Genomic DNA, 23,872 nt, shown 5'->3' with positions numbered 1-23,872 from the left:
GCTTCTGACCGGATCGCGTTCAAGCGGGCGGCGTGCCGCCCTTGACTGATTTAGCCGATGTTGACGCCGTGGCTGGCGGCTAGCGCGCCCAGACCGCCAGAGAAACCCTGGCCCACGGCCTTGAATTTCCATTCGTCACCATGGCGATAGAGTTCGCCAAAGATCATTGCGGTTTCGGTCGAATAATCCTCTGACAGGTCAAAACGGACGATTTCTGCGTCGCCTGCGTTGTTGACCACGCGCACAAAGGCGTTGGAGACCTGACCGAAGTTTTGCCCGCGGCTGTCGGCATCGTGGATGGTCACGCCGATCACCAGCTTTTTCACGTCAGCGGGGATCGCGGGCAGTTCAACTTTGACCTGCTCGTCATCGCCATCGCCTTCGCCGGTGCGGTTGTCGCCAAGGTGTTCGACGCCAGCGCCGGTTTTGTTGTTGTAGAAGATGAAATCGGCGTCGGACCGTACCTTGCCGTTTTCACCGGTGACGAAAATCACCGCGTCCAGGTCAAAATCGGCACCATCCGTAGCGCGCACATCCCAGCCAAGGCCGATCATGGCCGAGGTCAGACCGGGGGCTTCTTTGGAGAGAGAGACGTTTCCACCTTTGGAAAGGGATACACCCATGTTGAAATCCTTCTTTTTTCTATCTGTGGCACAAGGCCATTGTCGTTACAGGACATGATGTATGCATATGCCCTGCGATTTTAAGGGGAAAAATCCCCGGTTTACCTCATCCGATGTTCACACCGAACTGGCTGCACATGGCCCCAAGGCCACCGGCATAGCCCTGTCCGACCGCTTTGAACTTCCATTCGCCGTTGTTGCGATAGAGTTCGCCAAAGACCATGGCGGTTTCGGTGGAGTAATCCTCTGTCAGGTCGAAGCGCACGACTTCGCTGCCGCTGTCTTCGTTGACGATCCGGATAAAGGCGTTGACCACCTGACCAAAGTTTTGGCTGCGGCTTTCGGCGTCGTGAATAGTGACGGTGATCGCGATCTTGTCGATGTCAGCCGCCATTTTGGACAGGTCGACCTTGATCTGTTCGTCGTCGCCGTCACCTTCGCCGGTGCGGTTGTCGCCGGTGTGGATCACGGATTTTTCGGCGCTTTCCATCTGGTTATAGAAGATGAAATCGTGATCGCCGCGCACTTTCCCTGACGCGCTGAGCAGAAAGGCCGAGGCGTCGAGATCGAAATCCGCCCCATCTGTGCCGCGTTCGTCCCAGCCAAGCCCAACAACCATGCGCTGCATGCTTGGGTCGGTTTTGGTCAGGCTCAGGTTTCCGCCTTTTTGAAGTGAAAGTCCCATCTGATCCTCCTGTTTCTATGCGATCATTTGCGGCGCGATATACTGCGCCGCGATAAAGACGACGTAGGCCAGCAGCATTGCTGCCCCAATTGGTTTGGTGAGCTTGCCAACGGTGAGCATCCACCCGGCAAAGACGACGGAAACAATCACCGTAGTCCACATTTCCATCCCCATCAGAACCGGATCGACCTGAAGCGGTTTGATAATCGCGGTCAGCGCCACGATGGACAGGATGTTGAACGTGTTAGAGCCGATGATATTGCCCAGGATCAGCCCAAGTGATTGCTTGCGCGCCGCTGCGATACAGGTCGACAGTTCCGGCAGCGACGTGCCGAAGGCAACGACAGTCATGCCGATGATCGCTTCTGGCACGCCGATGGCAGTCCCGGCAGCAACAGCCCCCTGAACGAGCAGTTCGGACCCTACGGCCAGTGCGACCAACCCACCGAGCAGGATGAGCAGGGCGGCTTGCATGGAGGCGATGCCGGCGCCGTCATCATCGTCTTCTTCAACCTCAAGATCAATATTGTCGGTCTTGTACTGGTAAAATACGAACCCCGCGAGGATCGCGAACATGATCAGGCCGTAAACGGTGCTGATCACCCCCATATACATCCCCCCGACCAGAATGGCGGTGGCAAGGAGCATCATGCTCATATCTTTGGCCAGTTCCTTGCGGGTGGCCGTGATCGGCAGGATCATCGCCGTGGCCCCAAGTACCAACAGGATGTTGGCCACATTGGACCCCAGCACATTGCCCAGCGAAATGCCGGGAAAGCCTGACAGGTTGGCGTTCACAGATGTGAAAAGCTCTGGCACGGAAGTGCCAAACGAGATGATGGTCGCCCCGATAAAGAGCGGCGAAAGCCCGGTCTTTTCCGCCACATACACCGCAGCGTCGATGGTCAGATCGCCGCCTTTGATCAGCAGATAAAGCCCGAACAGAATGGCCCCAGAGGCCAGAATGAACAACTGGTAGGTCGTGATTTCAAACAAGGATTTATTCCCGATCAGAGGTCAAATTCGGACGGGGCTAGGCCCAGTTCGGTACAGATTTCGGAAACAACCTTGCGTTCATCCGCGTCGAAATCGCCATCAGCAGCACCGATGACGCAGCAGACGCGGACCATTGTGCGGGCGGCTTCATCCTTGCCGCGCAGCCGGGTGATTTTCTTCATGGCTTCGATTTTGCCAATGGCGGCATCGAATTCAAAGCCTTCGACGATCTTGTTGAAGCTTTCGATGACCTTGGTCATGTCAAAGACGCTCAGCTCTTCCGAGCGGCCGATGAAGGCTGCCATCTTTTGCTTTTCTTCAGAGCTGATATTGCCATCGGCAGCGGCGACAAGCGCACAGCCTGCGACAACGGCTTCCATGAAGTCATTGTTTTTGTATTTCGCCACTTCGGTTTTCATCTTGTCCCGTGCGGCGGTTGCATTGGTTTTCAGCCAGTTCAACATTTTGTATCTCCCCTTTGTTATTTGCGTCCGGCACGCCATTGCAGCGGATACCGGTAATGTTCACTCATTTGCGGATGGGCCTGGAAGTATTTGACTTCGCGATTGAATTTAATCCCACCATTGTCGTTGATGATCTCGGCCACGGCACACATGCCGAGGTTTGACGTCTCGTTCAGCGGCACCTCGATCGGGGCACCGTCGGGCATGTAGATCGTGATCACCCCATCGGCCGAGGCCCAGTTGGGCACACCTTCGTAGATGAAGGCATAGATCAGCACCCGGCGCAGATTTTGCCACTGGCCGCCGTTAATTCGCATCCATTCACCATTGGTGCTGGATCCGGTACGGTCATCGCCCGCCAGTTCGATGAAGGGCGGTTGTTCGTAGTTGCCGAATGTATTGCCAAGCGCTTGTACCGCGCCCACCTGACCGCCGGACAGTTCGAAAAAGCAGCCCAGATCAAGGTCAATCGCCTTGCCCTTGAGCCCGAAAATGCCCTTTTTCTTGCCACCTGTCTGGGTCCAGTTGAGGTTGATTTCAATCTGGCCAAACCCGTCAGCTTTCTTGGCGAGGCTGACCGAGGGTTTTTCTTTGGTCAGTGTGACCTTGGTCAGATTGACCGTTGGGGCAGGTGTCGGGGCGGGGGCTAGCGATGGCGGCGTCGGTGGCGGGGCTGCCGGTTCGTCGATGGTTACGCCATAATTTGTCGCCAGCGGTGCCAGCCCGCCGTTGAATCCCTGTGCCACGGCGCGGAATTTCCACTGCCCATTGCGCAGGTAAAGCTCGCCCAGGATCAGCGCGGCCTCGGTGGCTTCGCCTGTTGCGATGTCAAAGACGATTGCTTCACCGGTTTCGGGGGCTGCGGTGATTTGAAGCGTTTCCAGCGCAGTCACTGGTCCGGCGGCGGTGGTCCCGACGATGGCAATGGAGGTCACATCGCTGCCCAGCTTGGACAGATCGACGTTAAAGCTTGTCTTGCGACCGGACCCATCGCTGATCGCCATGTCACGGACCCGCACCGCGCCGTCATTGGATTGCCGCTGCCCGTAGAAGATCATGTCGTCATCGCTGCGGACCTTCTTGGCGTCGGTCAGCAGAAAGCAAGAGACATCAAGTTCTTCTGCGTTTGGATTGCGGTCTTTCCACGCCACAGAAACCTGTAGCGTGGTGGACCCGAGTGGGGCGTTACCGCCCTTGGTCAGATTTACCATTTGTACTCCCTATCAGACTGTTCTTCACCCCGGGAGGGCGGCAATCCTTTTGCTTTAGATATGGCGCAGCGCGTCAGGTACAAGCTGGTCTGCGGTCCGGCCCACACCGGGCATGCCAATGGCCTTGAGCTGCCAGTCGCCACCATTGCGCGACAGCACCGCCATAACAACGCCAGTATGCGCGCCCTGTTCGGTCAGGGTAAAGCGGCAGAGCTCTTTCTGGGTGTCGTCGTCCAGTACGCGGCAGAAGGCATTGTCGACCTCGTTAAAGGTTTGACCCTGATAGGAGTTCACGAAGAAGACCAGTGTTTCTACTTTGGGATCAAGGCGTTCGAGGTCGACTTTGACGACTTCATCATCGCCGTCACCGTCGCCGGTCAGGTTGTCGCCGGTATGCAGGATTGCACCATCGGCTGATTGCAATTGGCCGAAATAGACGATGCCGGTGGGTTGCTTGGCGCCGTCGAAGGTGATGATCGAGGCATCAAGGTCGATGTCCTTGGGGCCGGTCAGTTTGGCGAAAAACCCCTTGGGCGCGACAGGGTCCCAGCCCAGCCCCATGTGAACCCGTTTGAGCCCTGCGGATTCTTTTTTCAGGCTGATGGTTTGTCCCTTAGACAGTGAAATGGCCATGTTGGTCTTCCTTTTGGTTTTTGTTGTGCTTTGTGAGCAGCCTATGCGGTCACTGCCCGGTTTGAAAGTGGTGTCGCAGGTCAGGAATTCGCGACTTTACGGGTTTAAAACCCGAAACTACGACGGTTCCGTGTCGGTTGCGCCTGCCATCTGAACCTGGATCAGCCGCCCGCCGTTCTGCGCGTCCAGCAGGATCTGCGCATCGTCTTCCAGCGTGACGCTGCCGCCAAGCGGCACGGGGGTGCCGTTTTTCACATCTTTCATATGTGGCAGCCCTTCGTTCACCATATGCCATGTTCCATTGTGCTTCTGGAAATAGGCAAGCCGCGCCCGTTCGGCGGCGGGCAGGCGTTCGTTGGGGGATTTGAATCGGTTGGCGTGCCAGGCATAAAGGCCGATCCCGTCATAGACGGTGATCCGGTAATTATCGGGCCGGAAGCTTTCGCCGGAGCGAGCGGAATACAGGTTAAGGATCGGCACGTCCTGACCGTAAGCGGTACCACAGAACGGGCATTGCGGCTGCCTGCTGTTGTCGAAGACGAACCATTTGCCGGTGCAGTCCCTATTGGCGCAGGGCAGCAGCATGTCGGCGGTATAGACCAGCGCCCGTTCCCAATCATCCGCGCGCGGCCGCTGGGCCGGGTCGTGCAGCCCGTCAATGAACGCCTTGCTGAAAAGGTCGCTGATCAGTGGTCCGCAGAGCGACATGGGTCTTTTGCTGATATCGGCCCAAGGCAGTTCGCTGTCGCGGACATATTCAAGGTCGATCCGGTTGGATGGATCATCCGGATGTTCCACGAAGAGAGCCCGCTGACCCATTGATAAGGCGTCATCTTTTGCGCTGTCTTCAGGGTCGTGAATCTTGCGCCCTTTGAGCGGGTGGCGCAGGGTCAGATACATATAGATCAGCACCGCAAGCGCATACAGATCGGTCTGCATATTGGGCAGCTTGCGCTGTGGGTCGGTGATTTCAAGGCTTTGCGTCGCGACCACCTCTGGTGCGACGAAATCCGGTGTGCCCACCACCTCTGGCGGGAATTTGTCGGGGACCACAAGCCCGTCGATATCAATGATGCAGGCGTCACCGGTCAGCGGATCGACCAGCACGTTTTTGTAGGACAGGTCAGAATGGGCGAGGCCGGACGCATGCAGCCGCCGCACGGCGCGTGCGAGCCGAATGCAGATTTTCAGGTAACCCAGCCAATTTCCAGCCTCGCGTTGATCCAGAAACGTGTTGCGGTTATGGGCGGAGGCGAACCATTTGCCCTCTTTTTCCTTGCCCTTGATCCGTAGCCGGTCGTTGTCGAAAGATCCGTTTTGAAAGAAAAACTGATTGTCGAAGACGGGGACCACGACGCCGATGGTGTTGTTCCATTCCACCAGCGCCTCTGGCCAGCGGAAAAGTTTTGCGAGCGTGTCGCCGCCCGGACCATTGAGGATGGATTTGCGATGTGCGCCGACAATGGCCTGCAATCGTTCCATGCCCTGTTGGTCGGGCTTGGTCCGGTAGAAGCCGACGACGGCGCGCCGCCCATCAACCCAGTGGACGTTCTTCATCCCGCCTTGGGCAAAATGTTTTGGCTCAAAGGCGATATCGTTGCCGTCGGTCGTCTTGATGCGGATCATACGGGCGTCTCGGATGGGGTCAGAATGGCGATGGTGCGGTCATCGTGTTCGCCTTTGATGCGAAAGTTCAACCAATCAAGCAGGGCGTCTTCATCCATGTCTTTGATTTGATCATAAAGCGCGGCCCAGCCCGCCGGGTCCGCTGTGGCGGTTTCAGAGGCGAACATCGGGTCGGAAACCCCGTCTGTCATCAGCATGAAGGCGGTGAAATCGGGGGCGGTCCGATGGTGGATGCGGGCGCTGATTTGCGCCGGGTCAGTCAGCATATCGCTGCGCAGGAATGTGGTTTGTCCGGCATATGCACCGCTATCGGCTGCAATCATGCGCGGCGCTTCGCCCTTGGCCAGCAGCCCGATCATCCCATCCCCGACCGAGATGCTGGCAAAGAACCAGCCGCCGACGGTTTTGCGCGCGATCCCGATCAGCAGCGTTGTGCTGAAGCTGCGCAGCGGGTGGCCTGTGTCGCGGCTGAGATCATCGAGCGCGGCGGCGGCCTGCGTCAGGGTGCGGCCAAGCGTGATGGGCAAGGCCGCGTCCAGATCTGCCTTTGCAAGATCGGGCAGATGCGTCGCCAAGAGCGATGGCAATTCGGTGATGGCGGTTTCGACTGCGGTTTGTGAGCCGAGCCTTGAAAACGGGGCGCTGCCTGCGCCATCGGCTACGGCCATGATGTGCCAGCCGGTATCAGCGTCGTAATAAACCCGCGCGTCATCATCGCGTGGCAGCGCCTTATGCGCGTGGCTGCGGCCACGGCGGCTGGCGGCGATCATCAGCCCGTCACCGGTCGCGCGAAAGCTGGCGGTGTCTGGTTTGGGATAGGGCAGGCTGTCCCAATCGACAGGGTGGTCTTTCCAGATAGTCCAGGGGTCGGGGCTGGCGGGCAGCCGCAGATTGACGGTCACATCCGTGTTTGCGATCACGCCGCGCAAGCTGAATTCATACATCTTTGCGGTATGAACGGTACCGCTGATCACCCAATTGCCGGTTGCCTTGTTCTGTTCGAACATGAGATCAGTATCGGCGGGCCAATCAACGTCGATCCGAGTTAGCCCGGCGGGTTCCAGCAATTCGGCGGTGAAATATTCGCCCACCGTGGCGGCGCGGCTGAGCCGGCCTTCCAGATGCTGCGCCGGTTTACGCGCCATTTAGCCCAGACCACGATTGACGTTAAAGCCGGGCTCGTCCGGTGCAGACGCGCCGTAGGTGCCAGCCCCGCCACACCAGGGGCAAACGGCCTGTTTGGTGCGCAGATCAAGGCAGTGGATGCCGCCACATTTGCCGCAATGGGCCATGGTGATTTCATGCGTGCAATGGGGGCAGGAGGCCCCGCCGCGCAAGTTTTTGACGTTCATTTCCTGTATGGCACCGCCATCGGCGCACATGTCGAAATACTGGTTGCTGACGCCCTGCGCAGCCCGAAATTCGTAGACATCCCCTTGATGACGGGATTTTTCGTATTTCAGCAGAAACGGCAGTTCATTGGTTTCGCATTTGCCGACGATCACCGCGAAACGGTCATCGGGCAGGCCTGCGCTGATGCCGTCATCCTCGGCCAGTTCATCGGGGAGCGCTTTGGACAGGTTTACCCCGTCGCCGGATGCGCCGATGCCGACGCTTTGGCTTTGAATGGTGATGGATTGCGTGACCCAGGTGATCAGGTTGGTAAAGGCCTGATCGGAAATATCGTTCAGGATCATTGTCTTGTCAGAGATTTCGCGCAGCCCTTTCAGATCAGCGCGTCCCCCGACAGAGATCGACACAAGGCTGGCTTTGCGGGCGTACTTTTCTTTCCACTTGGCGATGGCCGGTGCGGGGTTGTCGGTTGGCACCCCATCGGTCAGCAGAAACACGATGGGTTTCCAGTCGCCTTTGCGGTCGGGGGTGGTTGGTCTGACCTCGCGGTCGATCCGTTCCATCAGTTTTTCCAGCGCTGCCCCAAGCGATGTGCCGCCGCCAACCGGCAGCCGCGGCGGGTAGAAATTCGCGACCTCGACCATGGGTGCGATCACCTTGGGTTTTCCCGCGAAGGCAATGATGGAAATCTGTGCTGTTTCAAGCGCTTCGGGTATGGTCTTGAGTGTATCCGACAGTTTCGCAAGACCTTCGTCAAGCTGGCGCATCGTGTCGCCGATCATCGATTCAGAAACATCGATGAGGAAGTAAACGGGGAGCATCCGCACGGGTCTGCCTCCTTTTTAAATCACTATGTTAATTTCACGCGGTGGCGGGGGAAGTTCTGTGACATCGGCCGCCCCGGCGCTTTGCGACCGGCTACCATCGGTGATCACATCGCTGACCCATTTGAAGAATTGTTCAAAGCCGGGCCCGTCCAGCGTGTCGAGCATGGCCACCGAGGTGCAGAACCGTTTCAAGGCGCTGACATCAGCCGAAGGCCCCGCGCCGCAGCCGACCATGGCGGCAAAACCGGCGGTTTTAATCGCCTCGACCTGTTCGTTGAATACCATAGTGTCCGATGGTTTTCCGTCGGTCATCACGAAAAGCAGCGGCGCCCAATCGCCCGCGCCGTCGTCGCTGCCGACCCGCACCTCGGCCCGGACTTTGTCGCGCACCATTTTCAGTGCCTCGCCCAGAAAGGTTGGGCCGCTGCCGGGGGTTTCAAGTGTGACCTGCGGGAACGCGCCCAGCGGGGTGAGCTCTTGCAGCACACGCGCTTCGAGGTCGAATGTGATCAATGAGATATGGACCGTGTCCAATGCGTGTGGATCCTGCCGCAAGCTCGACAGCAGCACCTGCATCGAATTGTTCACAGCATGGATCGGTTCGCCCCGCATGGAGCCGCTGGTATCCAACAAAATATAGACCGGAAGGCGGCGCATTTCACTCCCCACTCGTTGTTCAGGCAACTGTTACTCTGCCGTGTTTTGTCGGAAACTGCGATAGCAATAGGGCGGAAATTGGGCGAAATGGCCATTCGTTGACATTCGCTGTCTTGATGCGGTTATGCTACCGAGCATGAGCGGGCATCAGGCATTTCACCTATAGCACTAGCCAAGTTACGATCGGCATGATCCAAAGCATTGCGGGCAGGGCTAGGCTGTTGGTTAATGCTGACGCATAGTTTGATCACTGATATGTTTCGCGCGCCTGCAAAGTGGAAGAAAAACGGATTTCTTATGAATGATCACGGTGCTGAAACTGATTTCTCTGACAAGATGTCTTATGGCGATTATCTTGATCTAGACCGTGTGCTTTCGGCGCAGAGACCTTTGTCAGATGCGCCGGATGAGATGTTGTTTATCATCCAGCACCAGACCTCTGAACTGTGGATGAAACTGTTGCTGGGTGAACTGGACAATGCGCGTCGCGCAATTCAGGAGGATCGCCTGCCTGAAGCGTTCAAGATGCTGGCGCGTGTCACGCGGATCATGGAACAGTTGAACAATCAGTGGGACGTATTGCGCACGATGACACCCAGTGACTACACGACGTTTCGCGATGCTTTGGGGAAAAGCTCTGGCTTTCAATCGCTGCAATATCGTCTGATCGAATATGCGCTTGGTAACCGTAATCTGGCGATGATGAAACCGCATGCGCATGTGCCGACCGCTGCGGCGGCATTGCAGGCCGAGCTCGCACGGCCTAGTCTTTATCAGGTGGTGCTGGGGTTTGCTGCGCGGCATGGTTTTGATCTGCCTGCGTCTAAGGTTGGTCTGCCGGCGCAGGCGCCACATCAGCAGGATGATCAGATCCGCGCGATTTGGGCGCAGGTCTATCGCGATACGACGGCCAATTGGTCGCTTTACCAACTGGCCGAAAAACTGGTCGATCTGGAAGATTATTTTCGCCGCTGGCGCTTTAACCACGTCACGACCGTCGAACGGGTGATTGGGTTCAAGCGGGGGACCGGCGGCACCGGGGGTGTCGACTATCTGAAAAAAATGCTGGCCGTTGAACTTTTCCCTGAGCTTTGGCATGTCCGTACAGAGCTTTAGTGTCTGACGGGCTGTTGCCATCAGCTGAAAAGGAAACGCCATGACCTGTGTTTTTGTCCAAATTCGTTGCAAGCCCGGAACGACCTATCAGGTCGCTAATGCGATTGCGTTGCGCGAAATCCATTCAGAGCTTTATTCGACCAGCGGAAATTACGATCTTTTGCTGAAGCTCTATCCGCCGGAAAATGCGGATATCGGAAAATATATCAACGAAAACCTGCTGGATATTGACGGGATTGAGCGGACGCTGACGACCCTGACATTCAAAGCATTTTGAGCAACGCCGCATGACAGACCCGACCGCATTGCCCCGCAAAGAGCTTTTCGTACTGCCTGAGGGGATGATTTATCTGGATGGCAATTCACTGGGTCCGTTGCCCCGTGTTGTGCAAACGCGACTGGCCGAGATGGTTGCAGGGGAATGGGGTGCTCATCTGATCAAAGGCTGGAATGTCGATGACTGGATGGGCCAGCCTAGCCGTGTGGGGGATATGGTGGGCGGTCTGATCGGCGCGCCTGCTGGCTCTGTCGTGATGGGCGATACGCTGTCGATCAAGGTTTATCAGGCGCTCGCCTCTGCCTTGAAAATGCGCCCGGATCGGAAGGTGATCCTGTCTGATAGCGGCAATTTCCCGACCGATCTGTATATGGCCGAAGGTTTGATTCATCATTTGAATCAAGGGCATGAATTGCGCATTGTCGCCCCTGATGAGATTGCGGGCGCAATCACCGAAGACGTCGCCGCAGTCATGATTACGCAGGTCGATTACCGGACGGGTCGCCTGCACGATATGGCCGATATCACGCGCCGCGCCCATGCTGCCGGTGCGGTGATGATTTGGGACCTTGCCCATAGTGCGGGCGCCATTCCGGTGAATATCGCGGCGTGTGAATGCGAATTTGCGGTGGGCTGCACTTATAAATATCTCAATGGTGGCCCCGGCGCGCCCGCTTTCATATATGTCCGCCCTGATGTTGTTGCCGATCTTGCCCCCGCGCTGAGCGGTTGGTTAGGCCATGATGCGCCTTTTGCCTTTGAGCAAAGTTATCGCCCGGCCCAGAGTATCGAGCGGATGCGTGTCGGCACACCGCCCGTGCTGCAATTGACCGCGTTGGAGGCTGCGCTGTCGGTCTGGGACGGTGTGGATATGCAGGCGCTGCGTGATGCCAGTATTGCTTTGTCAGAGTTGTTCATCGCTGAGGTGGAAAAGCGCTGCCCGCAACTGACGCTCGCCAGTCCGCGTGATCCGCAGGCGCGTGGGTCGCAGGTGTCGTTCCATTTCGCGCACGGCTATGCCGCGATGCAGGCGCTGATAGCGCGCGATGTCATTGGTGATTTTCGGAGCCCGGATATTATGCGGTTCGGCTTTACGCCGCTTTATCTGGATGAGGGTGACATTCACCGCGCCGTGGATGCGCTGGCGGATGTGTTGGACAACAGGCTGTGGGACGATCCGGCGTATAAGGCGACGAACCCGGTGACCTAGAGCATTTCGATTTATACCTGAATCACCAATCGCTGCCTTTCGCGCGCGGCTCAAACGCAATTGGTGATCTGTGATGTCTCAGGTTAAAACCGAAACGCTTTAAACCCCGAGATAGCGTTCGGTCAGGTCCTCGCTTAACCCTATCATATCGCCAGCCCAAACGGTGCGTCCGCGTTCGATGATCATGGCGTGATCTGCGACTTGGCGCAATTCACGCAGCGATTTGTCGATAATCAGGATGGCGAGCCCGGTTTCCGCCTTTAGCTGTTTAACGGCGGCCCAGATTTCCTGTCTCACGATGGGTGCGAGCCCTTCGGTTGCTTCGTCAAGGATCAGCAGGCGCGGGTTGGTCATCAAGGCACGGCCGATGGCCAGCATCTGTTGTTCGCCGCCGGAAAGGGAGGCGGCGCGCTGATCCCGCCGCTCTGCCAGACGCGGGAACAGCGTTGCGACCCGCGCCATGTCCCAATGTCCTTTGCGGGCGGCGGCGATCAGGTTTTCCGCCACTGTCAGGTTTGTAAAACAGCGCCGTCCTTCGGGGACCAGTCCCAGACCCAGTTGCGCGGCCTTATGCGCGGGCAGGGTGGTCAGGTCTCGGTTATCGAACAGCAACCTGCCCTTGGCCGTTGGAAGCAGACGGCAGATTGTCTTGACGGTGGTCGATTTGCCCATGCCGTTACGGCCCATCACGGCAAGTGTTTCACCTGCGCCGATGGTCAGGCTGACATCGAACAAGGCTTGTGATGGCCCATAAAAGGCGGCGATATTGTCGACGGAGAGCAAGCTCATGCTGCATCCCCCAAGTAGGCGGCGCGCACATCGGGGTCGCGCCGAATTTCATCCACGGTGCCGGTGGCGATGATCTGACCATAGACCAGCACGCTGATCCGGTCGGCCAGTGCGAAGACCGCATCCATGTCATGTTCGACCAGCAGGATTGGCGCCTCTGCCCGCAGCCCGTCCAGAATGCCGGTCAGCATTTTTGACCCGCTTGCGCCAAGCCCGGCCATAGGTTCATCCATGACAAACGCTTTGGGAGCGAGTGTCAGGGCGACGGCGACCTCTAATTGGCGCCGCTCCCCATGGGATAGCTCTGCCGTTTGGCGCGCGGCGAATTCTGCCAGCCCGACCCGGTCCAACGCTGCCATGGCAATCGCGCGCAGATTGCGGTCGGCCATCACTGGTCGGAAAAAGCGATAGGCGGAACCGTGTGCGCCCAATGCCCCCAGCATGGTGTTTTGTAAAACGCTGTCTTCCATCGCCAATGCGGAGATCTGAAACGTGCGTGCCAAGCCGCGTCGTGCCCGTGCGGCTGTGCCTAGTCGGGTGATATCCTGCCCGTTCAGATGGATTTTGCCTGCGTCAGGTTGCAACTGCCCCGCGATCTGCTGGATCAGCGTGGATTTGCCCGCGCCGTTTGGCCCGATCAGCGCGTGGATTTCGCCCGCGCGCAGCTCGAGCGTGACGGCTTTGCTGGCGTGCAGCGCCCCGAAGGATTTACTGATCCCGATGGCCTGTAGAACCGGATTAGTCATGTGCCACCTTCCGGCCCGTCAGCGTCCCGATGATGCCCCCACGCGCGAACAACACGATCAGCAGCAACAGCCCACCAAGCCAGATATGCCAGTAGTCAGACAGCCCGCCCAGCAGATGCTCTAGCGTGATGAAAACCACCGCACCAACAACTGGCCCGAACAGGCGGCCCACACCGCCGATGATGATGAAAACCATGATCTCTCCGCTTGTTTGCCAGCTGAACATGGTTGGGCTGACAAAGCGGTTCAGGTCGGCAAATAGCGCCCCGGCCAGCCCTGTGACCATGCCGGACAGCACAAAGGCCACAAGGCGCAGGCGATAGGGCGACAGGCCGGTCGTTTCGACGCGCGATGGCGATTGGCGGGCGGCGTTCAGGGCAAGGCCGAAGGGGGCCTGTGACAGCCGGTGCACCAGAAAAAGGACGATCAGCAGAACGCCATAGCACAGCCCGTAAAACTGGATCGGGTCGAGCGTATTCAACCCCGGAAAGCCGTTGCGCACATAGATCGACAAGCCGTCTTCGCCGCCGTAGGCAGGCCAGCTGATCGCGAAAAAGAACAGCATCTGCCCAAAGGCGAGCGTTATCATGATGAAATAGACGCCGGTGGTGCGCAAACTCAGCGCGCCGATGAGTAGCGCGACCAGACCGGCGGCAATTATGGCAACCGGCCAGATTACGGGCATTGATTTGCTGCCTTCGATCAGGAACGGGGATTGCAGGATCGGGTCATAGCTTTGCGCATGGCTGGCCAGAATGCCCATCGCATAGCCGCCGATCCCGAAAAATGCGGCATGGCCCAGGCTGACAAGCCCGCCCAGACCCAGCGCGATATTCAGCCCGACGCCAGCCAATGCCAGAATGACCGCCTTGGTCGCAAGGGTGATCAGAAAAGGCTCTTGCGCCAGCCAGGCACCAAGCGGGAATACAATCAAACCCAGCACGATTGCGGTGTTCAGTATTCTTTCGCGGCTCATGCGCGTGCCCCGAACAGGCCGGTGGGGCGCACAACAAGCACGCCTGCCATCAGGATATAGATCAGCATGGATGCCAGTGCAGAGCCCATTGAGGCTGCTGACGACGGCTCCATGAATTGGCGGAACAGGGCAGGGAGCAGGACACCGCCCAGACTGTCCGTTACACCCACCAGGATGCCACCGATGAGCGCGCCCTTGATGGACCCGATCCCGCCGATCACGATGACAACAAAGGCAAGGATGAGTACCGGTTCGCCCATGCCCACCTGCACCGATTGGATCGCGCCCACAAGCGCACCCGCCAGCCCGGCCAGCGCCGCGCCAATGGCGAAGACGATCGTGTAAAGTTTTGCAATATCAACGCCTAATGCGGCAATCATCTCGCGGTCATTTTCGCCCGCGCGAATCTGGATACCAAGCCGCGTGCGGCTGATCAGGATCGCTAGACCGAGCGCAACCAGCAATCCGACCGCGATCAGCGTCAGCCGGTAAAGCGGGTATTGGATGCCGCCGGGCAAGGTAATCGGACCCGACAGAAATGGCGGAATGTTCAGGTACAGCGGAAAAGAGCCAAACAGCCAGCGCGTCCCTTCGGAGAAAATCAAGATCAGCGCAAAGGTTGCCAGTACCTGATCCAGATGGTCCCGATGATAAAGCCGGCGCATGATCAAAACCTCGATCAGCGCACCCGCCGCAGCCGCCGCAGCCAGCGCGGCGATCAGTGCGAGCAAAAATGATCCGGTCGCCGCAGCCACACCCGCCGCCGCAAAGGCCCCCACCATAAAGAGCGAGCCATGCGCCAGATTGATTAACCCCATGACCCCAAACACAAGTGTCAGGCCAGCCGCCATCAGAAACAGCATCACACCCAGCTGCAAACCGTTGAGCAGCTGCTCAATAAAAAGGATCAATGTCATATCAGTCGTTTGTGCCGCACCCATGGGGCAGGGTGCAGCTTACCTTGTTGCCCTTAGAACGTGCATTCTGCCGCGTAGACATCGCCGTGATCCTGCAGGGCAGTGCCGATGATCTTGTTGGTAAAAAGGTCACCTTCTTGCACGACTTCGCGCACGTAGAAATCCTGTATGGGGTGGTTGTTCGGGCCAAAGGTGAAATCACCACGTGTGCTGTCGAAATCGGCAGCTTGCAGCGCAGCGCGGAACGCGTCTTGGTCATGCACATCCGCGACCTCCATCGCGCTCAGGATCAGATTGGCCGCATCAAATCCCTGACTGGCGTAAAGGGAGGGCAGGCGGTCATATTCGGCCCGAAAACTTTCAACGAAGGCTGTGTTGGCGGGATTGTCGATATCCTTGCTCCACTGTGATGTGTTGGCGACCCCCAATGCAGCGTCGCCCACCGCTTGCAAAATACCTTGATCAAAGCTGAACGCGGGCCCGACCACGGGGATATCAACGCCGCTGTCGGCATATTGCTTGAGAAAGGAAATTCCCATGCCACCGGGCAGGAAGAAGAACACGCTATCTGCCTCTGACGCGCGGATCTGTGCGATCTCGGACGCGTAATCGGTCTGTCCCAGATCAGTGAAAAGTTCCCCAGCCAGCTCACCCTCATAAAGACGTTTGTAGCCTGTCAGCGCATCCTGTCCAGCAGGGTAGTTTGGCGCGAGGATAAAGGAATTGGTGTAGCCAGTGCTATTGGCATAGGCGCCTGCGGCCTCGTGCAGGTTATCGTTCTGCCACGCCACGTTGAAGTAATTGGGGTGACAGCCACGCCCGGCAAGCGCCGAGGGTCCAGCGTTTGGCGAGATGTAGAATTTGCCCTGCGCCACAGCACCGGGCACCACTGCCATTGCTAGGTTCGACCAGATGATGCCGGTCAGGATATCGACCTGTTCGGATTGGATCATCTTGTCTGACAATTGCACGGCGACGTCTGGCTTGCGCTGGTCGTCCTCGATCACCACGGTGATATCATCGCGGCCTGACTGCGCAATCGCCAGCATAAACCCGTCGCGCACATCAATTCCCAAACCGGCACCGCCGCCAGAGAGGGTGGTGATCATCCCCACTTTGACGCTGTGGCTGTCCGCGATTGCCGTGCTTGAAAGAGCGGTCAACACCGCGGCGGCTGCAAATTTCTTTAATCCCATCTTACTCTCCCAGTCGGACCGTCCGCGCGTTTGCCGCGCCTTTTGAAATCGGGTGGAGTTTGACGCGTTGTTGTACGGATTTGCAACCGGTTCCTTGCGGATGTGCTGGTATGGAGAGGTGTTGTTCTGGAATGGAGCGTCAAAGCCTGTGAGGTCCGTATCTGTCGGCGTGCTGGAGATGCGGCTTGCGACCGGGGTTATGCCAAACTGGGGGGATTTCTTGCAACTTCCCTCTGGACACCCCCGATACCCGCGTCTAAAAGCGCGCTACCCGACGGCCCCGGCCGTCCCGTTGCCCGGGTAGCTCAGGGGTAGAGCAGTGGATTGAAAATCCTCGTGTCGGTGGTTCGATTCCGCCCCCGGGCACCATTTATCCGAAGCGGATATACTCAACCTCCCTTAAAAAACATAAGCATAGAAGGGTTTTCGATGTGGGTGGTCTCAGAATTGCTACAGCATTTGCTACGGGAATTGCTACAGTAAATGAGTTTTGCAGCTTGGGACCTCTTAATTTACCCCGCAAAACAAAGGCAATATTCTACTTGGATGGTTTGTTCATCTGGGGAGGGCCATCACCAGATCCACGGCCTGCAGTGTACACTGGGCAACCCCTTTCGCCTAAGGCTTGCGAAAGTAGATGTTGTTCGGGTGGCGAGTAATGGTATCGAACGGCACACTTGGTGATCTCTAATCTATTGTTAACCCGGGGCTTTGTTGCACAAAGCATTTAGGGGGCTTGCTTTCCCTTGTCCTGAGACGTTCTGCTCTAACAGCTTCGGTGACAGTTATGCCGAGGGTGGTTCTGGGCAGCGACGCGAATTTGGATTCCTGTGACCTGCCGGTCAAAGTCCTTCGCATGAGACTTTTCCCAACGGCTTCGACGTTTGTAGCCGCTCCATTGCCGCCAGATTGCATGACCCAGATACCTTGATGCATTTAGGCCGGGTTCCGAGCGATGGTGGCGGTTCTCGAAGGCTTTCACGGTTGCGCGTTCTTGTGGGGAGGTACGACGGTATGAGCCCCGCGTAGAGCATCACGTGGAAACATACTCGGGTGCCTTTCATATTGTGAGTGGCCGTGACCCTACGAAGACGGATGCATTGCTCAACAGCAATTTTCAAAGAATGTTCTTCGCCTTCGCGATCAATGGCCAACTTTAGCGGCATAGAGGGTTCAAGCGTCTATGCGGCGTCGCTGGTACGGGCTCTTGAACCAGTCCTGCCGCGACCGTCAAATCAGAAAGGCAAACATCATGTATCGCAGGCGTCAGTTCACCGCCGTGCTTCCAAGCAACCCGAATTTAGATAACAAAATACACCGCGTAGATTTGACGGCAGCTCCCCCGAACTGCGATGCCGCTTCGCGTCAAGCTGCAGGCGAATATGGTTTTTGTGCTTTCATAAACGATCACATTTCCCTCGCATGACACATACAGTTCCCACTATGAGCCTTGCTGATCTGCAGCTACTGATAAAAACAGGCAGCGTGCCTTCGCCCCGAAGCTCCTCGATACTTGCCTTTCTCGACCTGTCCCACGCAGCCTTGGGGACCGAGACTTTCCACGATCCGAGTGTTCTTGAGTCCGAGCAAACGTTCTTGGTCGCGTTTCCCTTCGCACCCGAGGAAGCTCTCGCAACGGCATTTGGCGATCCAGCCATCTACGGACGCTGTCGTAATAGCATTCGGAGGCACGCACGGCTTGCAGGAGCCTGGCCCGATGATCCTTACCCCCTGCTGAACCAACTTTCCCGGGACCGTAAGCTGCCAAAAATAAACAGGACGTTGCTCCAAAAGGTTTTGCCAGGCGTGGCGCTACGCGACTTGACGCGGGAGATGGCCTTGGTGGCTGATCGCGATCTCCGCGGGACAAAAAGGAACACCTTCCGTACCTCCCTCGCGACGATGGATAAGCTCCGGGACGACCCGCGCATTGTGTCGGCGGCGTTTCTTAGTCAGGAAAAAATTGGCCCAATGCCTGCCTATCGTGACGGTGACAAGCTGCGGGTGGAATTGCCCGCATGTTTTGCAGAAGTACTCGGGCGGCTTCCCGTAGGACATGCCCGACACGCGCGTCGCGCCTTTGAACTTGCCGTGGATTTCGGATTGTTTAGCCAAGAAGGTCCTTGCCCCGGTTGGTCGGTGACCATCATGGACGCGACGCAATATCAATTAACGGCAGGCGAACATGTCTCCGCATCCACCGCGGTTTTATATCTGCGATCTCTGCTTTCTCTCCTGCGCCATGCGGACCCTGCGTTTGTGCCGAATGACGTCACCGTTGATCGAATAAGACGCCCCAAGCGCTACGAAACACCCCCCGCCCCTAAGACAAGAAAGACAGACAAACAGCCGGACCCTCTGCCAGATCAACTGGAGAATGAAGTTCTCACCTATGCCACAGAACGCTTCAAAGATCGTAAGCACACTCAAAACGTCCGGCGAGTGCTACGCCTCCTGATCAAAGGCGGCATTGCCTTGGACAACCGGATCTTGCTCGAAGATGCGATGAGCATAGTCCGCAAGGAGTGCCCACATATCCTCGACAGCACTCTGGGAAACTACAGGTCAGTTTTGAGGTGTTTCCTGCGACACACCGAGCGGTTGCCACCATGGGACATGCTTCTTTCGAGAGCCAAGGATATGGGTGTGCGGGGAGAGGACATGGAAAACTTGTCCTGTTTAGCGAAGCTGGCGGAGAGAGCCGAACCCATCATCCAACCTGAGGACGTCGACGTCAAAGCTGCACGACGCTTGATTTTGCAAGCCAGACAGAATGGTACGGTCGCGAAAACTATCGCGGGACTGCGCTTGCTGGACGGATTGCGGGACACCATACCAGGCCTTCTCCCCGATGCGGTATCCGACATTGTGAGGACGGAGGTCGAACTCCCTGATTGCATTGTGTCGAATTTGACGGCCCACGCAAAAGCAACAGGATACAGCGCGCACGGGGTCAGGACGAGGATTGTCGCAGTCCGTGCCCTATATCGTCTTGCCCCTGACAAGTCCCTGTTCACGGGGGACATTGAAAGTATCCGCTGGCAAGAGCTTATCGAAAGCACGCTTGTCGTCCATCCGAAAGAAATGGCGGTCTACCGGCCTGAACTGCTGCGCTTGGCCGACCAGATCGGAAAACCGTGGCCGCTCGGCTGGAAGACCCTTCAGTCGAAGATTGTCCAAGCCGGAATTCCGAGGGCCGATAACCCGGTTGATGTCCTGATGGAGGTCGCGATGACACACGATCTGCAACCATGGCAACTTGATCGTGAATGGGCCTGGGTTCATGAGCGGTCGTTGCGTCCGGATCTACGCCGAAAATGGACCCGTGCCGTCGCAAATTTCGATGCCCTGCGCGCCCTCCCTGACATAGAGGAAGCCGGGCTCCTGCCAGCTCTGCCTCTCGGCCCAATGCCCCGGGTTGGAACGCGTCTGAAGAATGCGCATTTTCCCTTGCCACCCAGTTTCGAGAGCGCCCTTGAAGGGGAGAACAAGCAGATTTTGGAAGCCGCGCATTTCCTGTGGCGCTGCCTGAGGGCATTCGGGGATTATGCTCGCGGTGACGATCCCCTGATCGCGATGCTGGTGGCCGAAGAAACCCTTGAGCGAACTATGCAGCAGCAAACATTCGTGTTGGCTCAGTCGGCCCAAATACACGTCGCCCGGATACGCGATTGGCGCGAAAGCCGCCCTGTGATCATTTAGGGTTCCACAAGCTTGACCGAGTGGCTGCAGCGAGATGTATGAAGAAAACAATCACCGAGAACCTCTGACAAAAGCTTGCACGCAACCATCGAGACGTTGGCCGCGACACTTCCCGGCAGGACTTGTAAAGACCTGCGCCATCCGTTGTACACTCTGGGGTCAAAAAGATTTACTTGCGACTTTGTCGCGGTTCCTCAGCTCTCGGGCGCCATTTGGCCACCCTCAACCCGGTGCATTTCAATTGCTGACCAACCAATTGAAATGTATATCTATTGCACTGCCTCGAAAGGCTGCATCATGTCGTCAGATTGTCAAACTTTCTCAGATCTGCCCAAGTCTATCCTCCGCCCGCTTGGGATCAATGAGGTCGCGGCGATCATCGGCAAATCACGCAGCACCATGATCCGTTTGATCAAAAACGGCACCCTTCCAAAGTCGGCATTTTGCCGACCCAACAGCACTTCAACACCGACTGCGCGGTACGAGATGAGGCCCGCAGCATGTCCGATGGCGTATTTCGACGTGACCACAGGTCCGCTTCTGAGCAGCCAGATGCGGCGTCGGATGATCCAACAGATCGGCAGGATTTTGCGCGGGAGCGCACCCAACGAGGTCTTTGAAACAGGAGCGATGCGCATTGACCTGCCGTTGTCCATCTCACAAGCCGTATCCAGGATGGCGGCTCTGGCCGTCGCTGAGTCTGAGGTGATCTCTGATCCAGGAATTCGTGGCGGCTTGCCAGTCATTCGGGAAACCAGAATTGGGGTTTATGAAATAGCCGACCTCTGCAAGGCAGAGACTGACGATTACATCCTTGAAAATTTCCCCAACTTGACACGCACCCGTCTTGAGCATGCAAAGCTCTATGCAAAAGCCCATCCACTTCCCCGCCGACTGGGACGTTCCGATCAGCCTCGCCTGCCAGGCATCAGAACGCATGTGATCACCACAAATCTATTGTCCTGATCGGGATCATACCTCTCCGCCCCATGAACAGATGTTTTGTTAATGGCTTGTAGCGTAACCGATTTCTTCACCGGTATATTGTGAAGAAATATCTCGGGTTGAATAGGGGTATATGGATGCGAAGACAGTGTATCCCAATCATTTCAGAATGGCTTCAACGCCTGGCACTCAGCGTACCGTGGTGAATGTTCCCTTGAGGTGCCAACCGATTATGCCTTCTCGCGATCTCTCAGCTTGGCAGCGTCCTCCCCCCCGATCCTAAACACCCCTTCTTTGCAGGGCGGTAGCAGTCGCGGCCAGACGCGGTATTCTCCGGTATTCTCGGCTCTATACCGGTATAGAACGCACCTTACCGGGGCAATTCGGCCCTGAGCCTAAGGGGCCATGCGCAACAAGTTCACGTGTTCGACCACCGGCAAGTTTGTGATGTCCTTTTCTCTATCTCCATTTGTCATTTTCGTCTCTCCAATTCTTTGGGTTAAGGTAATTTGCCCTGCCTCCTACCATACAGAGTAGATAAGTTCGGAACCTTGCTGCCCAAAATGCATGAGCTAAAATACGGTTTGTTAAGCAAGCACAGGTGTTAAAAGCTCTTAGGTGGCCCAAAACCTTGTTGTGTCACGCCCTCCTATCTTAAGGAACCTGACCTTCCTTTCCAAATCTCCGAGGATGCTCTTGGCGTCCGATCATATCGTCTTCGTTCTTTTCCAGCCTTGAGCCTAATCAACGGCGGGGAGTTTTTGCGTCTTTGCGGGGAATTTTTGCGTCGCAATGGGGAGTTTCTGCGTTTTTGTGGGGAGTTTCTGCGTCGCAACGGGGAATTCCTGCGTCGCGCCCTCTGTAAGGGTATGATTTCAATGCCTATTCAGTCCCTGAATCAAGAAGAATCATGAATCTATTAGAAAGAGGCGGCACAATAAAAATTGTGCTGGCCATTTTGGTTCTTCGGAAAAGAACTTCATATACCTTTTGTGTTCAGCAGATGCATCCGCCAAGCGGGACTCTGGGTTGAAGCGTTGCGGCGCGCAGCAATGTGGCAACTCGGAATCCTGCTTGAAAACACAAACGTCGCTTTTGCGACCATGCGAGTGCTTTTTCCCTTTCGGGGCAAAGCAAGTTCGGGGCCTTGTGCCCCATATTGTGGCGAAGTCGTACCGGCCGGAGGCTTTTGGGGGAAACATGCGTTGAGGGCGCGCACTGAATGCAGGTTTCCCCTGCCACACCTACGAATTCACATGGCTGTTTTGCCATGACTGGTTTCTTCGAAGATCAGCAGCGGGCAGCGGGCAGCAGAACAAACGCTGAAATAAATCGGCGGTTGGACTACCAGCAGCAGACTTGGGTGGTTTTCTACTCGGTTACAGACAAATTTGAATTTTTGTCTGTAACTTTGGTCGTCAGCACAAATCCTCCAGGCATCCTTTCTGCTCCCCCAAGGGATCAGCTCGTGCGGGCCGTGGAAAGAGCTTGGCCCGCCGCAGTCATAGGATCCGGTACTGGACCTTTGTCTGTCTTTCTCCGGTTCATGGGTTGATTTGGGGTGGGGGCTTGGTGCCATCGACCTGATGGCCCCCGACATTCGTTCGAACACCAGCGGGCCTACCCAGCATTTCTGGTATTCAGGGATCAGCGTAACAGGCGGTCAAAAATCGGGGAAACAACGAAAAATGAGTTAACTTGGGCAGAAAATTTCTTCGTCCCAGGCAGAAATGGCCAACATCTGATTTGAAAGCGATAACGCCTGAATCGATGGACCGCAAAAGGAACCCTCAAGCAGCACAGACCCATCTCCGCACGACGAACATGACGCCGCAGAAAAGGCACCCTACTGAAGTTCATATGCAAAAGGAGACTAACTCAATGCGCAATTTCACACCTTACGACCCCAGCCAGGCTGTTTATGACGCCATGGATGAAACCCTGCAGCATATGCGTCGTCATGGAGATAGCCTTTCCCGCATGTTCGAGATTTTCGGAGAAGACGGAGGTTTCGACGCGATGTGCGAGTTGCACGGCACCCTTTCAACGCCTTTCCCTGACCCTGACGCCGTGCAAGACGCGCTGCGGCAGATGGAACGCTCACTTTTGCGCCAGACATCGTTCGATGTGGCTACGGCAGCGCGTGAGTATAATTTTCACGCAGATGCAGCATATCGTTGGCATCTTACGCGCGTCAGTGACCTCTTGGCGCGGGTTTCAGAGAGCGCTCATCTTTTGAAACCCCGATAGCCGGGACATTCTAACTTGCTCTCAGCAACCACTATCTCGGAATCAAGGCAAGTGGGCTTTTCTGGCGCTTTCACAGGCCACCGAAACCGATTGGACCACAGTCCAATGACAAATGAGCTGCTCTGCTTTCGGCCCAAACCGGCCATTGCGATGCCCCCTGTCTGTTACGTTGCAGCATCTTCGAAGCCGTCATTCACTGCATCCGAAAGCCGGTCGGCATCCGGAAAGAATTTGTACACTTGGAGGTTGCGCTAACCGGGGTAAGCGGCAAAGTTGGCTCTGTAACAAGGTAATTGAAGGCGAATAGCGAGTGTACAATCCCTTCGATGACGACGGCTTAGAGCTCGACGCCAAGTATTCAATTGAGGCCACAAGGGGTGGATTTGATCTAATCATTGAGTCGCAGGGAGGATCGACTGGCGGTAGACCACCCAGGAATACCGACTACGCTAAGGCTCTTACTCTACATCTTCGCAGGATGTCAGAACTTGGCATGATGTTCGAAGACTTGCATGTTGACAGCAGCCATGCCCTGAAATTCGCAGAACATGAGCGCCAGATTTTCCCGCAAGACTATTCTCTACCGCTCGATCTGCTGCTCTGCTACCCAACCTTCTGCCACTGAGGGCCAGAGTTTTTCGTCGTTTTGCTCTGCTACCCAACCTTCTGCCAC

At 56.6% G+C, this 23,872-nt stretch carries 21 protein-coding genes, 1 tRNA gene and 1 pseudogene; 7 read left to right on the top strand and 16 right to left on the bottom strand.

The features are described from left to right. Positions 1-50: 50 nt before the first annotated feature. The 10 genes from ACJ5NV_RS18505 to ACJ5NV_RS18460 all read right to left on the bottom strand — a co-directional run bounded on the left by ACJ5NV_RS18505 (position 51) and on the right by ACJ5NV_RS18460 (position 9,075). Complete coding sequence (locus ACJ5NV_RS18505) at positions 51-623, bottom strand: TerD family protein (protein ID WP_411646129.1); 573 nt, start codon at positions 621-623, stop codon at positions 51-53. Positions 624-729: 106 nt separating this feature from the next. Continuing rightward, positions 730-1,308 (bottom strand): TerD family protein, encoded by a 579-nt coding sequence (locus ACJ5NV_RS18500; RefSeq protein WP_411646127.1) that lies wholly within the window; start codon positions 1,306-1,308, stop codon positions 730-732. Between the two features lie 15 nt (positions 1,309-1,323). Beyond that, entirely contained in the window at positions 1,324-2,304 is a 981-nt protein-coding gene (locus ACJ5NV_RS18495) for a calcium/sodium antiporter (RefSeq protein ID WP_411646125.1), read from the bottom strand. Between the two features lie 14 nt (positions 2,305-2,318). After that, positions 2,319-2,768, bottom strand: a complete 450-nt coding sequence (locus tag ACJ5NV_RS18490; protein WP_411646123.1) for a tellurite resistance TerB family protein — start codon at positions 2,766-2,768, stop codon at positions 2,319-2,321. Positions 2,769-2,785: 17 nt separating this feature from the next. Next, positions 2,786-3,979 carry a TerD family protein gene (locus ACJ5NV_RS18485; protein WP_411646121.1) on the bottom strand — a complete coding sequence of 398 codons (1,194 nt, stop codon included), beginning with the start codon at positions 3,977-3,979 and terminating at the stop codon, positions 2,786-2,788. Positions 3,980-4,033: 54 nt separating this feature from the next. Beyond that, on the bottom strand, positions 4,034-4,612 hold the full coding sequence (locus ACJ5NV_RS18480) for a TerD family protein (RefSeq protein ID WP_411646119.1): 579 nt from the start codon (positions 4,610-4,612) through the stop codon (positions 4,034-4,036). A gap of 117 nt (positions 4,613-4,729) precedes the next feature. Then, complete coding sequence (locus ACJ5NV_RS18475) at positions 4,730-6,238, bottom strand: helix-hairpin-helix domain-containing protein (RefSeq protein ID WP_411646118.1); 1,509 nt, start codon at positions 6,236-6,238, stop codon at positions 4,730-4,732. After that, complete coding sequence (locus tag ACJ5NV_RS18470; protein WP_411646117.1) at positions 6,235-7,383, bottom strand: PP2C family serine/threonine-protein phosphatase; 1,149 nt, start codon at positions 7,381-7,383, stop codon at positions 6,235-6,237. The genes ACJ5NV_RS18475 and ACJ5NV_RS18470 overlap by 4 nt, the downstream gene beginning before the upstream one ends. Then, entirely contained in the window at positions 7,384-8,412 is a 1,029-nt protein-coding gene (locus ACJ5NV_RS18465; protein ID WP_411646185.1) for a TerY-C metal binding domain-containing protein, read from the bottom strand. Positions 8,413-8,433: 21 nt separating this feature from the next. Beyond that, on the bottom strand, positions 8,434-9,075 hold the full coding sequence (locus tag ACJ5NV_RS18460) for a vWA domain-containing protein (protein ID WP_411646115.1): 642 nt from the start codon (positions 9,073-9,075) through the stop codon (positions 8,434-8,436). Positions 9,076-9,372: 297 nt separating this feature from the next. Here ACJ5NV_RS18460 and kynA point away from each other — a divergent pair, with 297 nt between their 5' ends. From kynA to kynU, 3 genes are read left to right on the top strand one after another with little or no spacing between them, the layout of a single operon-like run. Beyond that, on the top strand, positions 9,373-10,191 hold the full coding sequence (kynA, locus tag ACJ5NV_RS18455; protein WP_411646114.1) for a tryptophan 2,3-dioxygenase: 819 nt from the start codon (positions 9,373-9,375) through the stop codon (positions 10,189-10,191). A gap of 40 nt (positions 10,192-10,231) precedes the next feature. Then, positions 10,232-10,468, top strand: a complete 237-nt coding sequence (locus ACJ5NV_RS18450; protein ID WP_411646112.1) for an Lrp/AsnC ligand binding domain-containing protein — start codon at positions 10,232-10,234, stop codon at positions 10,466-10,468. A 10-nt stretch (positions 10,469-10,478) separates the two neighbouring features. Then, positions 10,479-11,678, top strand: a complete 1,200-nt coding sequence (gene kynU / locus ACJ5NV_RS18445) for a kynureninase (RefSeq protein ID WP_411646110.1) — start codon at positions 10,479-10,481, stop codon at positions 11,676-11,678. Positions 11,679-11,777: 99 nt separating this feature from the next. On the opposite strand, the gene ACJ5NV_RS18440 is transcribed toward kynU, so the two are convergent. The 5 genes from ACJ5NV_RS18440 to ACJ5NV_RS18420 are packed head-to-tail and all read right to left on the bottom strand — an operon-like array spanning position 11,778 to position 16,302. Next, on the bottom strand, positions 11,778-12,467 hold the full coding sequence (locus ACJ5NV_RS18440; protein ID WP_411646108.1) for an ABC transporter ATP-binding protein: 690 nt from the start codon (positions 12,465-12,467) through the stop codon (positions 11,778-11,780). Continuing rightward, positions 12,464-13,213: an ABC transporter ATP-binding protein gene (locus tag ACJ5NV_RS18435; protein WP_411646106.1), complete on the bottom strand. Its 750-nt coding sequence runs from the start codon at positions 13,211-13,213 to the stop codon at positions 12,464-12,466. The genes ACJ5NV_RS18440 and ACJ5NV_RS18435 overlap by 4 nt, the downstream gene beginning before the upstream one ends. Then, positions 13,206-14,189: a branched-chain amino acid ABC transporter permease gene (locus ACJ5NV_RS18430; protein WP_411646104.1), complete on the bottom strand. Its 984-nt coding sequence runs from the start codon at positions 14,187-14,189 to the stop codon at positions 13,206-13,208. Before ACJ5NV_RS18430 ends, ACJ5NV_RS18435 begins: the two co-directional genes overlap by 8 nt. Further along, the gene (locus tag ACJ5NV_RS18425; RefSeq protein WP_411646103.1) at positions 14,186-15,106 is read right to left on the bottom strand and encodes a branched-chain amino acid ABC transporter permease; all 921 of its coding nucleotides are present in this window, start codon (positions 15,104-15,106) and stop codon (positions 14,186-14,188) included. The genes ACJ5NV_RS18430 and ACJ5NV_RS18425 overlap by 4 nt, the downstream gene beginning before the upstream one ends. A 53-nt stretch (positions 15,107-15,159) precedes the next feature. Further along, a complete protein-coding gene (locus tag ACJ5NV_RS18420) occupies positions 15,160-16,302 on the bottom strand; it encodes an ABC transporter substrate-binding protein (RefSeq protein WP_411646101.1) in 1,143 nt (380 codons plus the stop codon). Positions 16,303-16,596: 294 nt separating this feature from the next. Here ACJ5NV_RS18420 and ACJ5NV_RS18415 point away from each other — a divergent pair. Continuing rightward, positions 16,597-16,671, top strand: a tRNA-Phe gene (locus tag ACJ5NV_RS18415). Positions 16,672-17,068: 397 nt separating this feature from the next. Here the strand turns inward: ACJ5NV_RS18415 and ACJ5NV_RS18410 are convergent. Further along, positions 17,069-17,328, bottom strand: a pseudogene (locus tag ACJ5NV_RS18410) (hypothetical protein); the annotation flags it as partial. 417 nt (positions 17,329-17,745) lie between these two features. Between ACJ5NV_RS18410 and ACJ5NV_RS18405 the strand changes: the two are divergent. The 3 genes from ACJ5NV_RS18405 to ACJ5NV_RS18395 all read left to right on the top strand — a co-directional run bounded on the left by ACJ5NV_RS18405 (position 17,746) and on the right by ACJ5NV_RS18395 (position 23,199). Further along, entirely contained in the window at positions 17,746-20,004 is a 2,259-nt protein-coding gene (locus ACJ5NV_RS18405) for a hypothetical protein (RefSeq protein WP_411646099.1), read from the top strand. Between the two features lie 297 nt (positions 20,005-20,301). Then, complete coding sequence (locus tag ACJ5NV_RS18400; RefSeq protein ID WP_411646097.1) at positions 20,302-20,970, top strand: DUF433 domain-containing protein; 669 nt, start codon at positions 20,302-20,304, stop codon at positions 20,968-20,970. 1,677 nt (positions 20,971-22,647) lie between these two features. Further along, positions 22,648-23,199, top strand: coding sequence for a hypothetical protein (locus ACJ5NV_RS18395; RefSeq protein WP_411646096.1), 552 nt, complete (start codon positions 22,648-22,650; stop codon positions 23,197-23,199). Positions 23,200-23,872 lie beyond the last annotated feature (673 nt).

Origin of the sequence: Loktanella agnita (assembly GCF_046640325.1) — a bacterium.
Classification (GTDB): Bacteria; Pseudomonadota; Alphaproteobacteria; order Rhodobacterales; family Rhodobacteraceae; genus Yoonia; species Yoonia agnita.
This window is presented reverse-complemented; position numbering and strand designations above follow the sequence as displayed.